This is a genomic window from Paenibacillus sp. FSL R5-0908 (assembly GCF_038006245.1).
Taxonomy (GTDB): Bacteria; Bacillota; Bacilli; order Paenibacillales; family Paenibacillaceae; genus Paenibacillus_AQ; species Paenibacillus_AQ odorifer.
Genome location: NZ_JBBOUV010000001.1, coordinates 3,073,109 through 3,089,213, shown reverse-complemented (window position 1 = coordinate 3,089,213; position 16,105 = coordinate 3,073,109). Strand labels below are relative to the sequence as shown.

Below are 16,105 nucleotides of genomic sequence, written 5' to 3'. Positions count from 1 at the left end.
TCTATGTATTGACTGCACCGCAGGGCAAACGGTTTTGTTTTTTTATAAGTATGGCAGAAATATAGAAAAAGGCTCGGCAAGAATGCCGAACCCTTGATATGAATTGAATAAAAGTTACAGTAACTTTAGGATGAGGCTTTCTCCTGTAGTTCCCCGCTTGATCCAAGTGTAAGACCACTTTTTTGTGCAAACGCAGTTAACATTTCTTCCGTCTCTGAGCTTGTACGATGATGGAAACACGCTTTGGCGATTCTTTTGGCATCCTTGGCCAGAGTGTTCAGTGTGCGGTGTTTAACCTTCAGCAGCGCCTGCGGCGACATGCTGAGCTCTCTAATTCCAAGCTCCAGCCAAAGAGGCAAAGAACGCTCATCCGCCGCCATTTCACCACATACACTGATATCAATCTTGGCATTACGTGCCGCTTCTACCGTCATACGGATCATTCGCAGAACCGCTGGATGGTACGGATGATACATATGAGCAATTTGTTCATTCATACGGTCTACCGCTAACACATATTGAACCAAATCATTAGTGCCAATACTGAAAAAGTCAACTTCCTCAGCCAGTAAATCAGCAATCATAACCGCCGCCGGAACTTCAATCATAATACCCACAGGAAGATTCCGGTTAAACGGTATATCTCGTTGCTCCAGCTCAGCTTTCACTTCTTCTAAAACAACTTTTGCCGCCTGCACTTCCTCTACGGAAGAAATCATTGGAAACATTAACTTTACATTCCCGTATGCACTTGCCCGCAAAATGGCACTTAGCTGGGTTTTGAACATATCTAATCGGTCCAAGCTGATGCGAATCGCCCGATAACCAAGGAAAGGATTCTGTTCTTCCGGCAGCTGGATATAATCCAACTGCTTGTCCCCGCCAATATCCAGCGTACGAATCACTACAGTGTTATTGCCCACCTTCTCGACAACCTGTTTATACACTTCAAATTGTTCATCCTCAGTTGGAAAAGATCTGCGGTCCATATAAAGAAACTCCGTACGGAACAAGCCTACACCTTCAGCTCCATACTTAAGTGCTATGTTGAGTTCTTTAACTGAACTGATATTGCCGGCAAGTCGCAGGTTCACACCATCCTTGGTGACAGCCTCCACAGTGGCAAGCAGTTCCAGCTGCTCTTTCTTTTTATGCTGTTTATCCCGAATCGCTACGTATTCATTTATCGTAAGTTCATCTGGATGGATTTGTACAGATCCGGTATCGCCGTCGATCACAAGCATGTCCCCGGTCTGAATAGGATTAGACAGATTATTCTCCAAGCCTGCTACAAGCGGAATGCCTAGTGCACGAGCCATAATGGAGGAATGTGAAGTTTTACCGCCCATCATGGTGACAATACCTAGAACATAAGTTGGATTCAAGTGAGCTAGCTGGGAAGGAGACAACTCCTTCGCAACAAGAATATATGGCTGTGTATCCGATGGTAACGTAACCTCTGGAGCGCCTAAAAGATGTTTTAAAAGACGGTTTCCGACATCCTTGATATCCACCGCCCGCTCCTTCATGTACTCATCGTCTAGCAGATCAAACATCGCTACAAAATGATCAATCGCTTCTTTCACAGCTACTTCTGCCGCCTTGTACTGGCGCTCAATGATCCCGCGGATTTCACTCATGAACACAGGATCATCTAAGATCGCCAGATGAGCATCAAAAATACTCGATTCCTCCGGACCCACCACTTCTCTGAACTCTTTTTTGATGAATTCAATCTCGTCCTTAGAGGTACGGATACCTTCGTATAAACGCTCAAACTCCTTAGCTAGATCCACTGGGTTCACTTGTGTATCCGGTAAGCTCCATTCCCAGTTCGGCAAGACAAAGGCCTTCCCGATAGCTACACCTGCTGCTGCGCCTATGCCTTGTATCATCCTTCAATCCCTCCAACGTTACTTTCGTGTAAGACTACGGACATTACTGATGATTGCCCCTTTTTAACATTTTTAAATGGAGCATAGCTCCATGATTTGACTCGATCAGGATTCGTGATCACCATCGGTGTAGCCAATGAGGCCGCATGTTCACGCAAATAAGCGAGGTCGAATTTAACAAGCAATTGACCCGGCTCCACGCTGTCGCCTTCTTTTACAACCGCCTCAAAGGGTCCCTTGAGCTGTGAAGTGTCGATCCCTATATGCATGAGTACTTCAAGCCCTTCCGGCGTCGAAATACCCACGGCATGCATTGTAGGATAGACGTGCATAACTTTCCCGAATACAGGTGAAGTGAGTTCCCCTTTTTCCGGCAAAAATGCAACACCATCCCCCACTAGCTTAGCTGCAAAAATGTGATCAGGCACTTCCTCAATGGGCATCATTCTACCCTGCATTGGCGAACTGAACAGTACCTGCGGTAAATCACGAAGCATAAGCTTATTAATCTCCTCGCGGATCAGTTCTGAATACGTGCCAAATACTACCTGGACATTTCCGCCGCCCAGCTTGATAATCCCTGCGGAACCCAAACCTTTAAGCGCTCCAGTATCTATATATCGGTCATTATGAACGGTAAGCCGCAGACGGGTGATACAGGACTGCACTTGTACAATATTTTCCTTGCCTCCTAGCGCCTCTAAGATTAGCGGTGCCTGATAAGGGATATTGCCGGCCCAATCCCCAAGCTCTGAACCTTCTTCACGCCCCGGTGTCGGGATCTGAAAACGGCGAATCGCCCAGCGGAATAAATTATAGTATACAATCCCGTAGCCGATACCAATCGGAATCAGCAGCCAAGCCCTCTGTGACAAATGCATGTTCAAGAAGAAATCGATGGCTCCAGCCGAATAGGAGAACCCGTGATGGATTCCCAGCATGTAGGTCAGTACCATTGCGAGACCAGACATTACAGTATGTACCGCGAACAAATACGGAGAAGCAAATAAAAATGCAAATTCGATCTGCTCCGAAACCCCGGTCAGAAAACAAACCAACGCCGCACGCACAAAAGTCTTTTTAATCTTGGGCTTCAAATCCTCGCGCGCTTCCTGAATAATTGCAAAAGCAATGGCAGGCAGCGCAAACATCATAATCGGAAACAACCCCGCCATAAAAATCCCCGCCGTAGGATCGCCTGCAAAAAAACGCGGCAAATCCCCCTGAACCACTGCACTGCCATCAGGAGTCGTAAAATTCCCAAATTGAAACCAAAACACATTATTAAGAATATGATGTAGTCCAAAAGCGGTCAGAACCCTATATAGGACCCCATAGATAAAAACACCAAACCCGCCCGTCTGCAATATTCCCTGAAAAAGATTATCCAGCCCAATCTGCAGCAGCGGAGATATTCCTAACATTACCCACGCGAACCCGGCAGAAAATAAGCCCATGAACAGCAAAACAAAACGCGACCCTCCAAAAAACTGGATCGCCTCTGGAAGCTTAATATTTTTAAACCGGTTTTGCGCGACACCGGCAACGATACCCAGCAAAATTCCGATTAGTGTTGCAGGTTGTACAAGCCCGTCTCCCATTTGGGTGACAATTCGGTCGTAAGTGAACATCCCAGCCAGCGCTGCAAGACCCGCTGTTCCGGCTTGATTGGATAACCCCCATGCTACACCTACAGCGAACAAATAAGGCATATAATAAAATATTGCCTGCCCCGCGTAAGTAGCCACTTCAGACACCGAAGAAAGTCCCCATGCAGACCAAGGTAAGCTGCCCAAACTCAGCAAAATGGCTGCCGCCGGCAGTACCATGGTAGGAAGCATTATGGCTCTGCCCAATTGCTGCAATGATCCGAGCCAATTCAAGGCTACCCTCTCCTTTCTTTCTATATTGAATGGTAAGCGCTGCGGGGATTTTTGTCAAAAGAAACTCATGAGATCTTCACGTTACATTTTTAAAACAAATATTCTCACATTCCACTAAACATTTATTCATTAGAATCCATAAAACGGCTGGTTTTTAAGTGAGGCTATCGATACTACAGAGTCAGAATCGAGTTTAAGTGTACTTTGTGCAACTATTTATATCGGCGTTACTCTGAGCACCTTTTTAACTGCACTTCATACAACTATTTTTAGTGATTTTTCACTTCAGCTAATCTCTGATGCGTTTTAAGTGTACAAAGTGCAACTATTTCGCATTTAGATGGTTATTTCAGCGATTTAGCTGTATAAAGTGCAATTATTCCCTTGCGCAGCTACCGTATAGATGTCCCTCGCATACCTGAATTGATTTGATTGGATTTGATTGGATTTGGTCTGGTCTGGTCTGGTCTGGTTTGGTCTGAACTGATCTGATCTCATAGCATCCGCTTCATAACATCGAACTTTTCTCCCCCACTAACTAGCTCTAACACCCTAAACTCACAGTTAGAAATTCCACCTGAGTTTAAGTGTACTTTGTGCAACTATTCCTATCGACGTAACTCTGAGCACCTTTTTAACTGCACTTCATACAACTATTTTTAATGATTTTCCACCTAATCTAATCTTTAATGCGTTTTAAGTGTACAAAGTGCAACTATTTCGCATTTAGATGGCTATTTCGGCGATTTAGCTGTATAAAGTGCAATTATTCCCTTGCGCAGCCTCTAAAGTTCCTCTTACCACATTTGATCTGGTCTGAGAGCCTTCACCTCATAATACCGAATTCTTTCTCCCTGATTAACCGGCTTCAGCAACCCCTTCTCACTTAATGATTGCAGCAATCGACGCGCCGTACGGAAATTAATGCAGAAATTCGTGGCCACATCCTTTGGACGAACCGGTTTACCGAGACGCCAAGCGAAACGTAGAACCTCTTTCTCCTCAGATAAAATAGCTACGCTAGCATATTTACGCGCCAAGTAAGGCGCCAGCACCAGTTGTAACAGCATCCGGCAGACCTCGGGACGTTGCTGGATATCATCAAAAGAAAAATGAATCATTCTCCAGCCCATCCCAGTCAAAAAAGTGTCCCGATTTACTGAATAGTTGAATTTCTCGCGGTCCATATCTTTCACATGGCTTTGATATCCATCACACTCGATCCCAAAGCTGCTGCCCGTCTGCGGAAGAAAAGCAAAGTCCAAAAATTGTGATTTGCGATTCCAGTCATATACTTCGTATTCTGGATGCAAATCGTCTAGGGACTCAAACATAGGCCACCATACATTCTGCAAAAACAGCTTTTCCGCAAAATTATGTCCTCTAACCAGCCTGCCTCTTCTTTCACCTGTTCTTGATTTCATATGTTGGTCGATAAACAAACCATGAGCTTCTTCAAACTCCATAACCTATAGCCTCCCCTACAAAATAAAAAAACGCCCTTCACCGCAAAAAGCGGTTAAAGGACGTTCTTCGTCTAATCTCATTATAACTAGCGCAACAGGCGATTTGCATTAGAAATCGCACCATGCGTTACACAATACCACTTATTTTGGCTAAACTTCATCATCTAAGTTTGCATTAGCCACAGCATCATAAATTTAAACCTAGTTAGTTTATTCCACTTTTGCTCGTTCTCGCCAGTTTGCTCTTCGCCAGCTAGTCCGTTCTTCATCAGCTAGTCCGTTCTTCGCTAGGTAGTTCGTTCTTCACCAGACCGTTCGTTCTTCACCAGCTAGTTCTTTCTTCGTCCGTTCTTTGTTACGTCCGTTGGTCAACGATAACTGTAAATCACCACACACTTAATTCGGTGTTCAGTTTAACAGTTATATAACCGAACCTACTGCCGGCTACGCCCATGCATTGTGATCGCTTCTTCGACCTTGATGCAGCGGTCCATAATGGCGATCATACCGTGCTCAGCGGCGATTTCAGCGGCTTCCGCGCTAACTATACCCTGCTGGAGCCACAGCACACGTGCGCCAATGTCAGCTGCCTCCTGCGCGACCTTTGCGCAGTGTTCGCTTCGACGGAATACATTGACGATGTCCACTGGCTCCGGAATTTCTGCTAAAGTGTGATAACACTTTTCTCCCAGGATCTCACCATCCACCGTTGGGTTAACGGGAATGATCCGATATCCCCGGCTTTGCATGGCGCCCGCGACCATATAAGAGGTACGATCTGTTTTGTCTGATAAGCCGACAACAGCAATATTACCTGCGGAAGCAAGGATATCTCCGATCTGCTCCCGACTTGGATTCTCAAAGCTCATAAGTAGTGCCCCTTTCCATAGTTACACTTAATGATTCTTGTTTAACTGAAGCTAGATACGCTAGCTCCCTCATTCCTATTGTACCCACTCCACATTCGCACCAAGCGCACGCAAGTGATCAAAATATTGCGGATAAGATTTTGCCACATGATGTGCATCCTTAATCAAAAGAGGTTGACGCGCACGCAAGCCTACTACGGATAGTGCCATAATTACGCGGTGATCATAATGCGCATTAATGGTGACTCCGCCTTCGACACCTTCGGGCATGCCGTGAACAATAATCTCATCGCGGCGTTCTTCTACCTTGGCTCCGGCACGGGTTAACTCTGCCAAGTAATCGGTAATGCGATCACATTCCTTATAGCGCAAATTCTCAACATTGTAGAATCGGGAGGTACCTTCTGCAAATACTGCAGCAGCCACCATGGCCAGTACCGCATCGGTTGCAGCATCTCCATCGAATTCAACAGCTTTTAGGATACCGTTCCCTTGGACATGTACTGTACCCTCTTCATGTGTAAGAGGAACTTCCATCATCCGCAGCACATCAACAATGGCTCTTTCACCTTGTTTACTTTGTTCTGCAAGACGGTGAATTTTCACATCCGACTTTGTAACGGCAGCCGCCGCAAGGATTGCCGCAGAGCCTGGGTAGTCACCTTGAACAGTATATGATTTAGCTGCATAAGCTTGACGACCCGGAACTTTAAAGGACATGTAATCATCCGCAGCGTGCACCACAATACCTGCCTGCTCCAACACTTCCAAGGTCTGGCCCACGACAACCTTCGATTTCAAATCATCGAGGACAATAATTTCACTATCGTCTTCAAGCAATGGCGTCAGAAATAGTAGAGCACTTAAGAACTGGGAGCTTACTGCACCAGAGACAGTAATTCTGCCTCCAACCGGTTTACCTCCACGGATCGTGATCGGCAGTTTCCCTTCATTATGCTCAACCTGAACACCTAACTGTTCCAATGACACAATCAAGTCGTCATGCGGACGTTTGCCCAATGAGTCTGGATACGTATTTACAAAAGTAACCTCAGGACTTAATGCGGCCACAGCCATAAGAAAACGCAGCACCGCTCCGGCATTTCCTACATTAAGTTCTTTAACGTCTTTTGGGTGACGTCCGAAGCCTTGAATCACAATTTTTTCCTCATCTTCTGTAAGCACAGCACCCAAATCTGCTATGCAGCGGCGTATCGCGTCGCTATCCTCGCTATGTGCAGGATGATAAATCGTACTTACTCCTTCAGACAATGCCGCAACCAGCAGATAACGTGTCGTATAGTTTTTGGAAGAGAGGGCTCCAAATTCTCCTTGCAGAGATGGCGTTGGCCTAACAATAACGTCCATAATATAAACTCTCCTTAGTAGATGTAGTTGGTATGTAATGCTCATTTGACAGGGTATTCTGTTCTTGTGTTATCATTAAACCATTCTTCTGATGAAATGAGGTCAAACCCATGCATAATGTACCACAAATCACACCGCAAGAATTACGGCAGTGTATAGAGACAGGTGAAGACCTTGTACTCATCGATGTTCGCGAAGACGAAGAGGTGGCCTTTGGGATGATTCCCGGTGCACAACATATCCCTATGGGAGAAATTCCGCACCGTACTGAGGATATTCCAAGCGACGCCAAAGTGATCTTCATTTGCCGTTCCGGTGCCCGCAGCCAACGTGTCTGCGAATATCTACAGCAATTTGGTTATAACGCTGCGAACCTTAGCGGCGGTATGATTGAATGGAATGAAACACTCTCTTAAAAGCTCAACCGCGGTAATGCATTAAAATATGTTGCGACACTTCTGCCGCAGTCAGTCCCGTTGTATCGACCGTGTAATGCGCGAATAGGTAGGCATCCTGGCGATCTTCCATGATTCGTCTGACCCGTTCTTCTGCATTGCCGGCGAGCAGCGGACGATTCTCATCCCCGCTAACACGTGCAATAATCTCTTCCTCAGTTGCCGTTAGCGCAACCACATGCCCTTTACTCAGCATTAAGGCTGTATTCCCCGGCGCCAATACCGCGCCTCCACCAGTGGATATTAATTTATTCTCAGACTCTAGCATTTGCTTTAGAACCGCAGTTTCTATGCTTCTAAAGTACTCCTCGCCATCTTCTGCGAAGATTTCTGCAATGCTTCTGCCTTCAGTCTCAATAATGACATGATCCAAATCAACCAGCTCATAGCCCAGCTCCTCGGCCAAAATAGCACCAACGGTTGACTTACCAGTTGCCATCATCCCTACTAAAATAATGTTTTTGTTCTTATCTTCCTGACTCATCGTTTTTAGTTCTTCAGTATCCCCAGCCATGACTATCCTCCAACCGCGATATTTGTCATATCATAACACAGGGGCAAAACATTAGACAATCCGCTTCTTCCAGTAAAAAAAGACCCGAAAGGCTCCCCATTTCTGGTGAAGCCGTCCGGGCCGCTTGTCATTCAGTCAATTAGATTATTCTGCTGCCATCCAGTTGTGGTGGAAGACGCCTTCTTTGTCCACACGTTTGAAGGTGTGAGCGCCAAAGTAATCACGTTGAGCCTGAAGCAAGTTAGCAGGCAAACGTTCTGTACGGTAGCTGTCATAGTAAGCCAATGCGCTGGAGAATCCAGGGACTGGAACACCCAAAGTTACCGCAGAAGCAATGACTTTACGCCATGCGGATTGGTAATTGTCCATAACATTCTTGAAGAAAGGATCAAGAAGCAGATTCTTAAGCTCTGCATTGTTTTCATACGCATCTGTGATGTTTTGTAGGAAACGGGAACGGATAATGCAGCCGCCGCGCCAGATTTTAGCCAGCTCGCCATATTTCAGATCCCAACCATATTCGTCGGAAGCTACGCGAAGTTGAGCGAAACCTTGCGCGTAGGATACGATTTTGCTCGCGAACAATGCTTTACGCACGTTCTCGATGAATTCGGCTTTGTCGCCTTCAAATGTTGTTGCTTCTGGTCCGTTAAGCACTTTGCTTGCTTCTACGCGCTCATCCTTCATAGCAGACAGGAAGCGGGAGAATACGGATTCGGTAATCATGGACAGAGGTACACCAAGATCTAGTGAGCTTTGGCTTGTCCATTTACCAGTACCTTTTTGGCCAGCGGAATCAAGAATAACGTCAACCATAGGTTTGCCGGTTTCTTCGTCATATTGAGCAAAGATATCAGTAGTGATCTCGATCAGGTAGCTGTCGAGCTCGCCGCTGTTCCATTCTTTGAAAATATTGTGAAGTTCTTTTGCATCCAGACCTAGAACATCTTTCAACAACTGATAAGCTTCACAGATCAATTGCATATCACCATATTCGATACCGTTGTGCACCATTTTAACATAGTGTCCTGCACCGTCAGGTCCGATATATGTACAGCAAGGCTCTCCGTCCACTTTGGCTGAGATTGCCGTTAGGATAGGCTCTACAAGTTTATACGCACTTTCTTGACCACCTGGCATAATCGAAGGACCTTTAAGTGCCCCTTCTTCACCACCGGAAACTCCAGTACCGATAAAGCGGAAACCTTTTTCTTCCAGCTCTTTACTACGACGAACTGTATCAGGGAAGTAAGCATTCCCTCCGTCGATAATGATGTCGCCTTGATCAAGATGCGGCAGCAGTTGCTCGATGGTAGCATCAGTAGCTTTACCAGCTTGAACCATGATCAGAATTTTGCGCGGTGTTTCCAGCGAAGCTACAAATTCCTCAACGGAAAATGTGCCTACGAGGTTTTTACCTTCCGCTTCAGCAAGAAGATCATGTGTCTTCTCCGGGGAGCGGTTGAATACGGATACGGAAAAACCTTTGCTTTCGATATTTAGAGCCAAATTCTTGCCCATTACCGCCAAGCCAATAACGCCGATTTGTTGTTTTGCCATCTGGTCCTCCACCCTTTGCACCCTATATTTTTGTGAAATCCATTTCTCGCAGTATAAGAATACCACCCTTTATCAGAGACAGCAAAGCCTGCCCTGCGAATAGAGATCAATTTCATTGACAAATTCAGTCTAAGAAATGATCACAATGACTATTTTAACGTTTTTAACGTCAGAAGTGAACCCCTGTCTGCAAGTTCCAATACAAATATAAGACACCCCGATGAACGGGGTGCCTTGAAAGAACATTTGCGGCACTTGCTTACCATTCTAACATAAACAATTCCTTGGTCAAAAAGGCAAGCTCAGCTCGACATTTGTCCGCACGAACCGTATCTCCAGCTTTTAGTGCATCATTTAACCGATCCAACTGTTCATCCACTTCAATTCTCCGCTGGCGAACCCGTTCTTCCCCTTCAATAGAATAAAAGAGTCTTGTCAGCTCCTCATCTGTGAGCATAGGTCCCTTCTGATATAACACGCGCTGCTGATAACCAGAAATTTCAACTAGGCGAATCACTTCGCCAAACAAAATATTTTCTATAATAATCTGCCGATCCCGGAAACGTTTAACGATAGCATGCCCGCGCATATCCCCAATTAATTTCTCCATCCACTCTGACAAGCGAGCATCACGGATCATATAATCGCCCACAAGCTTATAGCCGTCTTTAATCCTTTGAAACCGCAATTTCACTAACTTACGACCCGTACGGACCGAAATCACAAAGACCTGTTCATTCTCGCTCCAATATAGGGAATAACCTTCTTGAATCAAATCCTTGATCAGGTCCTGGATATGCTGTCTGTCGAACCGCAGTTCCAGGTTACAATATTCCACCTCGTCGTTTTTGTTCACGGCACTCCCCCCTAACAACTTCACATCTGTAAAGCCAACCTTCATTAGTTCAATTCCAGAGTAATCATGGCTGCCGGACCTCTTCTTGAGTTAACTTCCTTTTTGCGTTCGTCTTAATCTTATTTTATACTTCAGTTTATGTAGCGGTAACTTGGTTTATTGACTATTTTTACCCGCAACAGCCTTTCTCCAAACGCTGATCGAGAATTTTAATGCCTTTTAGCCCTTTTGGAGCATAGACACTCTAGTCCTTCAGCTGCACTGTGTCATACAGAAGACCTTCGAAACTTAATTCCGTTATATCGTATGTCCTTCTAATTTTCTAAAAAATCCGCTGATAAACCGGATCATTCTCCGGTCATCAGCGGCTTTTTATTTTCCTCAGCTAGTCTTAAATTTCTGTTTCGTTCTATGCACGATAAGCAGATGCAACCCGAAGAGCAGCAGCATTACAATGGCACTTGCCAGGAATGGGACACCATGTCCTACATGATCCCACAATCTTCCTGACAATACTGGCCCCGCTACCATTCCTGAGCCTTGAAGTGTCAGGAACAGCCCCCAGACCGTCCCTCGTTCCCCCTTAGGAACTTGCTTAGCCAGAAAGGCATTCCATGCCGGGAGGATAAGCGCGTAGCTTATACCGACCAATGCCACCGCGATAAAGGCAAGTGGCAGCCAGCGAACCTGAGAGAAAAAGGCCAGCGAAAAAGCAGCTAACAAAAAACCTATATTCAGAAACACCGTTGTCCCTATACGGTCCACCAGCTTACCTGCGGGAATAAGTGCAAGAACTGTAATCCCTCCCCCTGCAATGAGGAGCAAACTGAATTGATTGGGACTAACATGCAGCTCTGTACGTGCAAATAAGGTAACTACAGGTGTCATCAAGCCAATGGCGAAGGCCTGTAGGAACAACGCCGGGTACAGCCATCTGCTGACTTTCAGCGTAGTTCTCACCTGATGCAGCGTTCTTTTTATACTTTCTAACGGACTTAGCTTTTTTCGCTCCATTGCTCCGCCAAGTCCATGCATGTCCCTCACGACAGCATGAGACCCGCTAGAAGAGATTCGTTTAGGTAAGAAAAGGGCTACTACAACTACAGCGGCAGCACAACCTAACAAGACTAGAAAAGCTACGTGATAGCTTTGTCCACCCTGATCCATTAAAAAATTCACAACAATTGGACCGATTCCTGTTCCTGCGAGAGAAGCCATCTCAACAGCGCCCATGGCCGCACCACTGCTGCCGCTTTTGGTTGATCCGGCCAGCTCGGTAATCCCGGTCATCACACATGGCCAAAGCGGAGATGTTCCGATCCCAAGAATGAGACAGGCGATGGATAACGCAACGGCCGTTTTGGCATAGATTATCAAACCAATGGCTACTAGAATCAGCAACAATGCACCTGTCATCGTCCAGCGGAACCCTATGCGCTCCATAACCCAGCCTGAAGGGCTGCGGAAGACATTGTCCCCCAAATACTGTAGGGCAAAAGCGAATCCCACTACTGTCACCGACAGCCCCAGTATATTCTCCATATACACTGGCAATAAGGCGACAAGCAGCGAACCTTTAACAAATTCAACTAAAAAAATAATTACCCACATCTCCACAATAAATGGTGATGCTAAACTAATATTCATCCGTTGTTCAGCTTTCGTGGACATTCTATCACATCCAAATCCTAGTATTCTGAAGATTGTTTTGTTATACTGATGCTTGCCTTAAAAATTAACTATTCGCGAAAGGTTGTGACAGCATTAAATGAATCAACACCGTACTCCCCTCTTCACAGCTCTAAAAAAGCATGCCGCCGGCAATCCAGTTCAATTTCATATTCCCGGGCATAAGAAGGGGCTAGGAACCGATGCCGAATTCCGTGAGTTTATCGGCGATAACGCTCTATCCATAGATCTAATCAACATCGCACCGCTTGATGATCTACATCAGCCAACTGGCGTAATCCAGGAGGCTCAAAAGCTGGCTGCGAAGGCTTTCGGCGCCGACTATACGTATTTTAGCGTACAGGGCACGAGCAATGCCATCATGACGATGATCCTCTCTGTCTGCTCACCGGGTGAAAAAATAATTGTGCCGCGTAACATTCATAAATCCGTAATGTCGGCCATTATCTTCTCCGGAGCCAAGCCTGTGTTCGTCTCGCCTGTACAGGATGAGAATCTCGGGATAGATCACGGCATAACCACCAGTGCGCTGGAACGAGCGTTAAAGCGTCATCCAGACGCTAAAGGAGTTCTAGTTATCAATCCAACGTACTTCGGCGTATGTGCCGACCTGCGTTCGATTGTCGACCTGGCTCACCGTTACGGGGTACCCGTTCTGGTGGACGAGGCACATGGAGTACTGATTCATTTTCATGAGGATCTGCCGGTATCGGCCATGCAGGCCGGTGCGGACATAGCTGCCACTAGTGTGCATAAGCTTGGTGGTTCCATGACGCAAAGCTCGGTACTGAATCTAAATGCGAAGACTGGGCTGATTAACCCACAACGGGTGCAGACCATTATGAGCATGCTGACTACAACATCAACCTCATATATTTTATTAGCGTCTCTCGATACATCTAGACGCAATCTCGCGCTGAACGGACATGAAATGGCGGAAAGAACCATCCAATTGTCCAACTACGCACGCGAGACCATTAACACTATCGAAGGCTTGTACAGCTTTGGTAAAGAAATACTTGGAACAGAAGCAACTTTCGATCTAGATCCAACCAAACTTAACATTCACGTTCGCCATTTAGGGATCACTGGTTACGAAACAGAAAACTGGCTGCGTGAGAAATACAACATCGAAGTTGAACTGAGTGACATGTATAATATTCTTTGCCTTATTACCCCAGGTGATACTCAAGAATCAGTAGATAAATTATTAGCTGCTTTGCGGGTGCTGTCCGCTATACATTATAGCAAGGGTGAAATCTATGAACTGAAGGTTCAGGTTCCAGAAATCCCGCAGCTTGCTTTGATTCCAAGAGATGCTTTTTATGCTGACACTCAGTTAGTTCCGTTCCGCGAATCTGCCGGGTACATCATTGCAGAGTTTATCTATGTATATCCACCGGGGATACCGATTCTCCTCCCTGGCGAAGTCATTACTCAGGATAATATCGACTACATTATCGACCACGTCGAAATCGGCCTGCCGGTTAAAGGTCCTGAAGACCGCAGCATCACTAATGTTAAGGTGATTGTTGAAGCCGATCCTATATCCTAAGATCTATCTTTTTCCTTAAAAACTTAAATCATTTATACAAAAACCCGATACCATAATAAGTATCGGGTTTCTGTATATAAGCATCAACTGTCCCATTCACATAGAACAGCTTAAGTTTAGTCGCTAGAATCTATTCTTGCTGAGCAAGCAGATTGTTGTAAGCTTCTTCAACAGCTTTCCATTCTTCTTCATCTTCGATATTATACAATACCATTTCTTCGTCTTCTTCTTCCATACGCAGAATAATGCCGTCTGCTTCTGGATTCTCGCGCTCTAACAACAGAGCATATAATTTCTCGCCTATGTCGAACGTTTCTACAAGCACCATTTCCACATCTTCGCCCTGCTCGTTCGTCAAGGTCAGCACAAACTCCTCGTGCTCATGGTCGTGATCATGCCCGCAACCGCATGCTTCACCATGCTCATGTTTGTGATCGCTCATTGTAATACCTCACTTTGAATTGTATTATCCTACATCTGGTATCGTACCACGTTAGATTAGTTCAGGTCAATTTAGAACACCTAATTTAACGCTGTTATTACCTTCTCCGACACAAGTACGTAATCGGCATTTTTGGAGGGCTTAATATAGAAGCCTACCCGATATTTGCCCGCTTCTTTAAAATCATAAGTAAACTCCGAGGTTGGAAACCAGAAATTATCCTTCTGCGAGCCTTCAAGCACCTGTGACTGAATATCCTTAACGTTTCCAGACGGATCTGTCATGGCCACTTTCACAGCTGAAATCTCTTCGGTCAGACTATCTACCTGAGTTAATATCTTAATTTTCAGCTTGCCTACGTTGACATTGCCAAAAACCGTATCCCCTTTAAAAAGTACAATATGGACATTAGGTTTAAGGATCGTAACTTTCCCAGAACCGTCCCAAGTAACAACCCCGCCTGTTTCTCTAGCAGGAATGTACGTTTTTCCATCAATTAGATAACCGCCGTCTACAATTTCTTTTCCGTTGCTCCATACTCTAATTTTCTGATTAACGGAATCGGCGAATAATAATGAGCCACCCATTAAGGAAAAAGCAAACACGCACAAAGTGATTTTTTTCCATCTATTCATTTGAGACCCTCCAGATAATTCATGCTGTTAATATATACTTACTTTGTTTCAGCAAGTTGCGCTGATTTCAGGTAAATATTTCATTGATCTTGCGAAAAATGATATTATGGTCTTATTCGAAGTAGAAACATTAGCTATAACCGATTTCAGGAGGGTTCTTTCTTATGAGTCTAAGCCTACAAATGCTAGGAACAGGCAATGCTTTTGCGAAAAAATATTTTAACAACAATGGCTTGCTGCTAGATGAAAATTACACCCTGCTGATTGATTGCGGGATAACAGCCCCGCTTGCCATGCATAGACTTGAAAAATCCTTCAGTGACGTAAATGCAACGCTCATTACACATATTCATGCGGATCATGTTGGAGGGCTGGAAGAGCTTGCGCTAACCTTAAAGCATGTGCACGGTAAAAAAATGATCTTACTTCTTCCGGAGACACTTATAGAGCCCTTGTGGAACAATACGTTAAAGGGAGGTTTATACCAAGAAGATGCTGTATCTTCCTTATCTGATATCTTCGATGTTAAGCCCATGCAGCCTGGAAATACCTACAAGCTCTCTCCTACTCTTTCATTAGAGATCATACAAACACCGCATATTCCCGGCAAAAACAGTTATTCCCTTCTAATAAATAACGAGATTTTTTATAGTGCGGACATGACCTTTCAGCCGGATCTACTGATTAGCCTTGTGCGGGAGCGCGGGATCCGGATCATCCTGCATGACTGCCAACTAGGTGGAACAGGCGTTGTTCACACCACACTGGAAGAGCTGATGTCTCTGCCTAAAGATGTTCGTGAGCGGATCAAGCTCATGCATTATAGCGATGAACAACCAGATTTCGTCGGACTTACAGGAGAGATGGAATTTTTAGAGCAGCATGTGAACTATAAACTCTGATCTTTGCATATAAAAA

The 16,105-nt window shown here is 45.2% G+C and carries 14 protein-coding genes; 3 read left to right on the top strand and 11 right to left on the bottom strand.

Annotated features, from left to right (window positions below; translation table 11 throughout):
* Window positions 1-125: 125 nt before the first annotated feature.
* The 5 genes from ptsP to aroA all read right to left on the bottom strand — a co-directional run bounded on the left by ptsP (window position 126) and on the right by aroA (window position 7,481).
* The gene (gene ptsP / locus MKZ09_RS13720; protein ID WP_076136100.1) at window positions 126-1,895 is read right to left on the bottom strand and encodes a phosphoenolpyruvate--protein phosphotransferase; all 1,770 of its coding nucleotides are present in this window, start codon (window positions 1,893-1,895) and stop codon (window positions 126-128) included.
* Window positions 1,892-3,778: a glucose PTS transporter subunit IIA gene (locus MKZ09_RS13715; RefSeq protein ID WP_036686132.1), complete on the bottom strand. Its 1,887-nt coding sequence runs from the start codon at window positions 3,776-3,778 to the stop codon at window positions 1,892-1,894. The genes ptsP and MKZ09_RS13715 overlap by 4 nt, the downstream gene beginning before the upstream one ends.
* Before the next feature lie 797 nt (window positions 3,779-4,575).
* Window positions 4,576-5,244, bottom strand: a complete 669-nt coding sequence (locus tag MKZ09_RS13710) for a hypothetical protein (protein WP_076202470.1) — start codon at window positions 5,242-5,244, stop codon at window positions 4,576-4,578.
* 434 nt (window positions 5,245-5,678) lie between these two features.
* Entirely contained in the window at window positions 5,679-6,113 is a 435-nt protein-coding gene (locus MKZ09_RS13705) for a CoA-binding protein (RefSeq protein WP_076104783.1), read from the bottom strand.
* Between the two features lie 75 nt (window positions 6,114-6,188).
* The gene (gene aroA / locus MKZ09_RS13700; RefSeq protein ID WP_076202466.1) at window positions 6,189-7,481 is read right to left on the bottom strand and encodes a 3-phosphoshikimate 1-carboxyvinyltransferase; all 1,293 of its coding nucleotides are present in this window, start codon (window positions 7,479-7,481) and stop codon (window positions 6,189-6,191) included.
* Between the two features lie 110 nt (window positions 7,482-7,591).
* On the opposite strand from aroA, the gene MKZ09_RS13695 reads away from it, so the two are divergent.
* Window positions 7,592-7,897, top strand: a complete 306-nt coding sequence (locus MKZ09_RS13695) for a rhodanese-like domain-containing protein (RefSeq protein WP_036686126.1) — start codon at window positions 7,592-7,594, stop codon at window positions 7,895-7,897.
* 4 nt (window positions 7,898-7,901) lie between these two features.
* Here the strand turns inward: MKZ09_RS13695 and MKZ09_RS13690 are convergent, their stop codons facing one another.
* From MKZ09_RS13690 to MKZ09_RS13675, 4 genes are all read right to left on the bottom strand, one after another.
* Complete coding sequence (locus tag MKZ09_RS13690) at window positions 7,902-8,450, bottom strand: shikimate kinase (protein ID WP_256719159.1); 549 nt, start codon at window positions 8,448-8,450, stop codon at window positions 7,902-7,904.
* Between the two features lie 144 nt (window positions 8,451-8,594).
* On the bottom strand, window positions 8,595-10,010 hold the full coding sequence (gndA, locus tag MKZ09_RS13685; protein ID WP_038570246.1) for an NADP-dependent phosphogluconate dehydrogenase: 1,416 nt from the start codon (window positions 10,008-10,010) through the stop codon (window positions 8,595-8,597).
* Between the two features lie 259 nt (window positions 10,011-10,269).
* A complete protein-coding gene (locus MKZ09_RS13680) occupies window positions 10,270-10,866 on the bottom strand; it encodes a hypothetical protein (protein WP_036686566.1) in 597 nt (198 codons plus the stop codon).
* 381 nt (window positions 10,867-11,247) lie between these two features.
* Entirely contained in the window at window positions 11,248-12,537 is a 1,290-nt protein-coding gene (locus MKZ09_RS13675; RefSeq protein ID WP_076136097.1) for an MFS transporter, read from the bottom strand.
* Between the two features lie 97 nt (window positions 12,538-12,634).
* Between MKZ09_RS13675 and MKZ09_RS13670 the strand changes: the two genes are divergently transcribed.
* On the top strand, window positions 12,635-14,110 hold the full coding sequence (locus MKZ09_RS13670) for an aminotransferase class I/II-fold pyridoxal phosphate-dependent enzyme (RefSeq protein ID WP_036686120.1): 1,476 nt from the start codon (window positions 12,635-12,637) through the stop codon (window positions 14,108-14,110).
* A gap of 130 nt (window positions 14,111-14,240) precedes the next feature.
* Here MKZ09_RS13670 and MKZ09_RS13665 read toward each other — a convergent pair whose 3' ends face one another.
* Both MKZ09_RS13665 and MKZ09_RS13660 read right to left on the bottom strand, forming a co-directional pair.
* A complete protein-coding gene (locus tag MKZ09_RS13665; RefSeq protein ID WP_036686118.1) occupies window positions 14,241-14,552 on the bottom strand; it encodes a DUF1292 domain-containing protein in 312 nt (103 codons plus the stop codon).
* 80 nt (window positions 14,553-14,632) lie between these two features.
* Window positions 14,633-15,187 carry a copper amine oxidase gene (locus MKZ09_RS13660; RefSeq protein ID WP_036686116.1) on the bottom strand — a complete coding sequence of 185 codons (555 nt, stop codon included), beginning with the start codon at window positions 15,185-15,187 and terminating at the stop codon, window positions 14,633-14,635.
* 164 nt (window positions 15,188-15,351) lie between these two features.
* Between MKZ09_RS13660 and MKZ09_RS13655 the strand changes: the two genes are divergently transcribed.
* Window positions 15,352-16,089, top strand: a complete 738-nt coding sequence (locus MKZ09_RS13655) for an MBL fold metallo-hydrolase (protein ID WP_076136095.1) — start codon at window positions 15,352-15,354, stop codon at window positions 16,087-16,089.
* The last annotated feature ends 16 nt before the right edge of the window (window positions 16,090-16,105 follow it).

Coding starts and splice junctions, on each gene's coding strand:
- ptsP (WP_076136100.1), bottom strand. CDS start 1,895: ATGATACAAGGCATAGGCGCAGCAGCAGGTGTAGCTATCGGGAAGGCC.
- MKZ09_RS13710 (WP_076202470.1), bottom strand. CDS start 5,244: ATGGAGTTTGAAGAAGCTCATGGTTTGTTTATCGACCAACATATGAAA.
- MKZ09_RS13705 (WP_076104783.1), bottom strand. CDS start 6,113: ATGAGCTTTGAGAATCCAAGTCGGGAGCAGATCGGAGATATCCTTGCT.
- aroA (WP_076202466.1), bottom strand. CDS start 7,481: ATGGACGTTATTGTTAGGCCAACGCCATCTCTGCAAGGAGAATTTGGA.
- MKZ09_RS13695 (WP_036686126.1), top strand. CDS start 7,592: ATGCATAATGTACCACAAATCACACCGCAAGAATTACGGCAGTGTATA.
- MKZ09_RS13690 (WP_256719159.1), bottom strand. CDS start 8,450: ATGGCTGGGGATACTGAAGAACTAAAAACGATGAGTCAGGAAGATAAG.
- gndA (WP_038570246.1), bottom strand. CDS start 10,010: ATGGCAAAACAACAAATCGGCGTTATTGGCTTGGCGGTAATGGGCAAG.
- MKZ09_RS13675 (WP_076136097.1), bottom strand. CDS start 12,537: ATGTCCACGAAAGCTGAACAACGGATGAATATTAGTTTAGCATCACCA.
- MKZ09_RS13670 (WP_036686120.1), top strand. CDS start 12,635: ATGAATCAACACCGTACTCCCCTCTTCACAGCTCTAAAAAAGCATGCC.
- MKZ09_RS13665 (WP_036686118.1), bottom strand. CDS start 14,552: ATGAGCGATCACAAACATGAGCATGGTGAAGCATGCGGTTGCGGGCAT.
- MKZ09_RS13660 (WP_036686116.1), bottom strand. CDS start 15,187: ATGAATAGATGGAAAAAAATCACTTTGTGCGTGTTTGCTTTTTCCTTA.
- MKZ09_RS13655 (WP_076136095.1), top strand. CDS start 15,352: ATGAGTCTAAGCCTACAAATGCTAGGAACAGGCAATGCTTTTGCGAAA.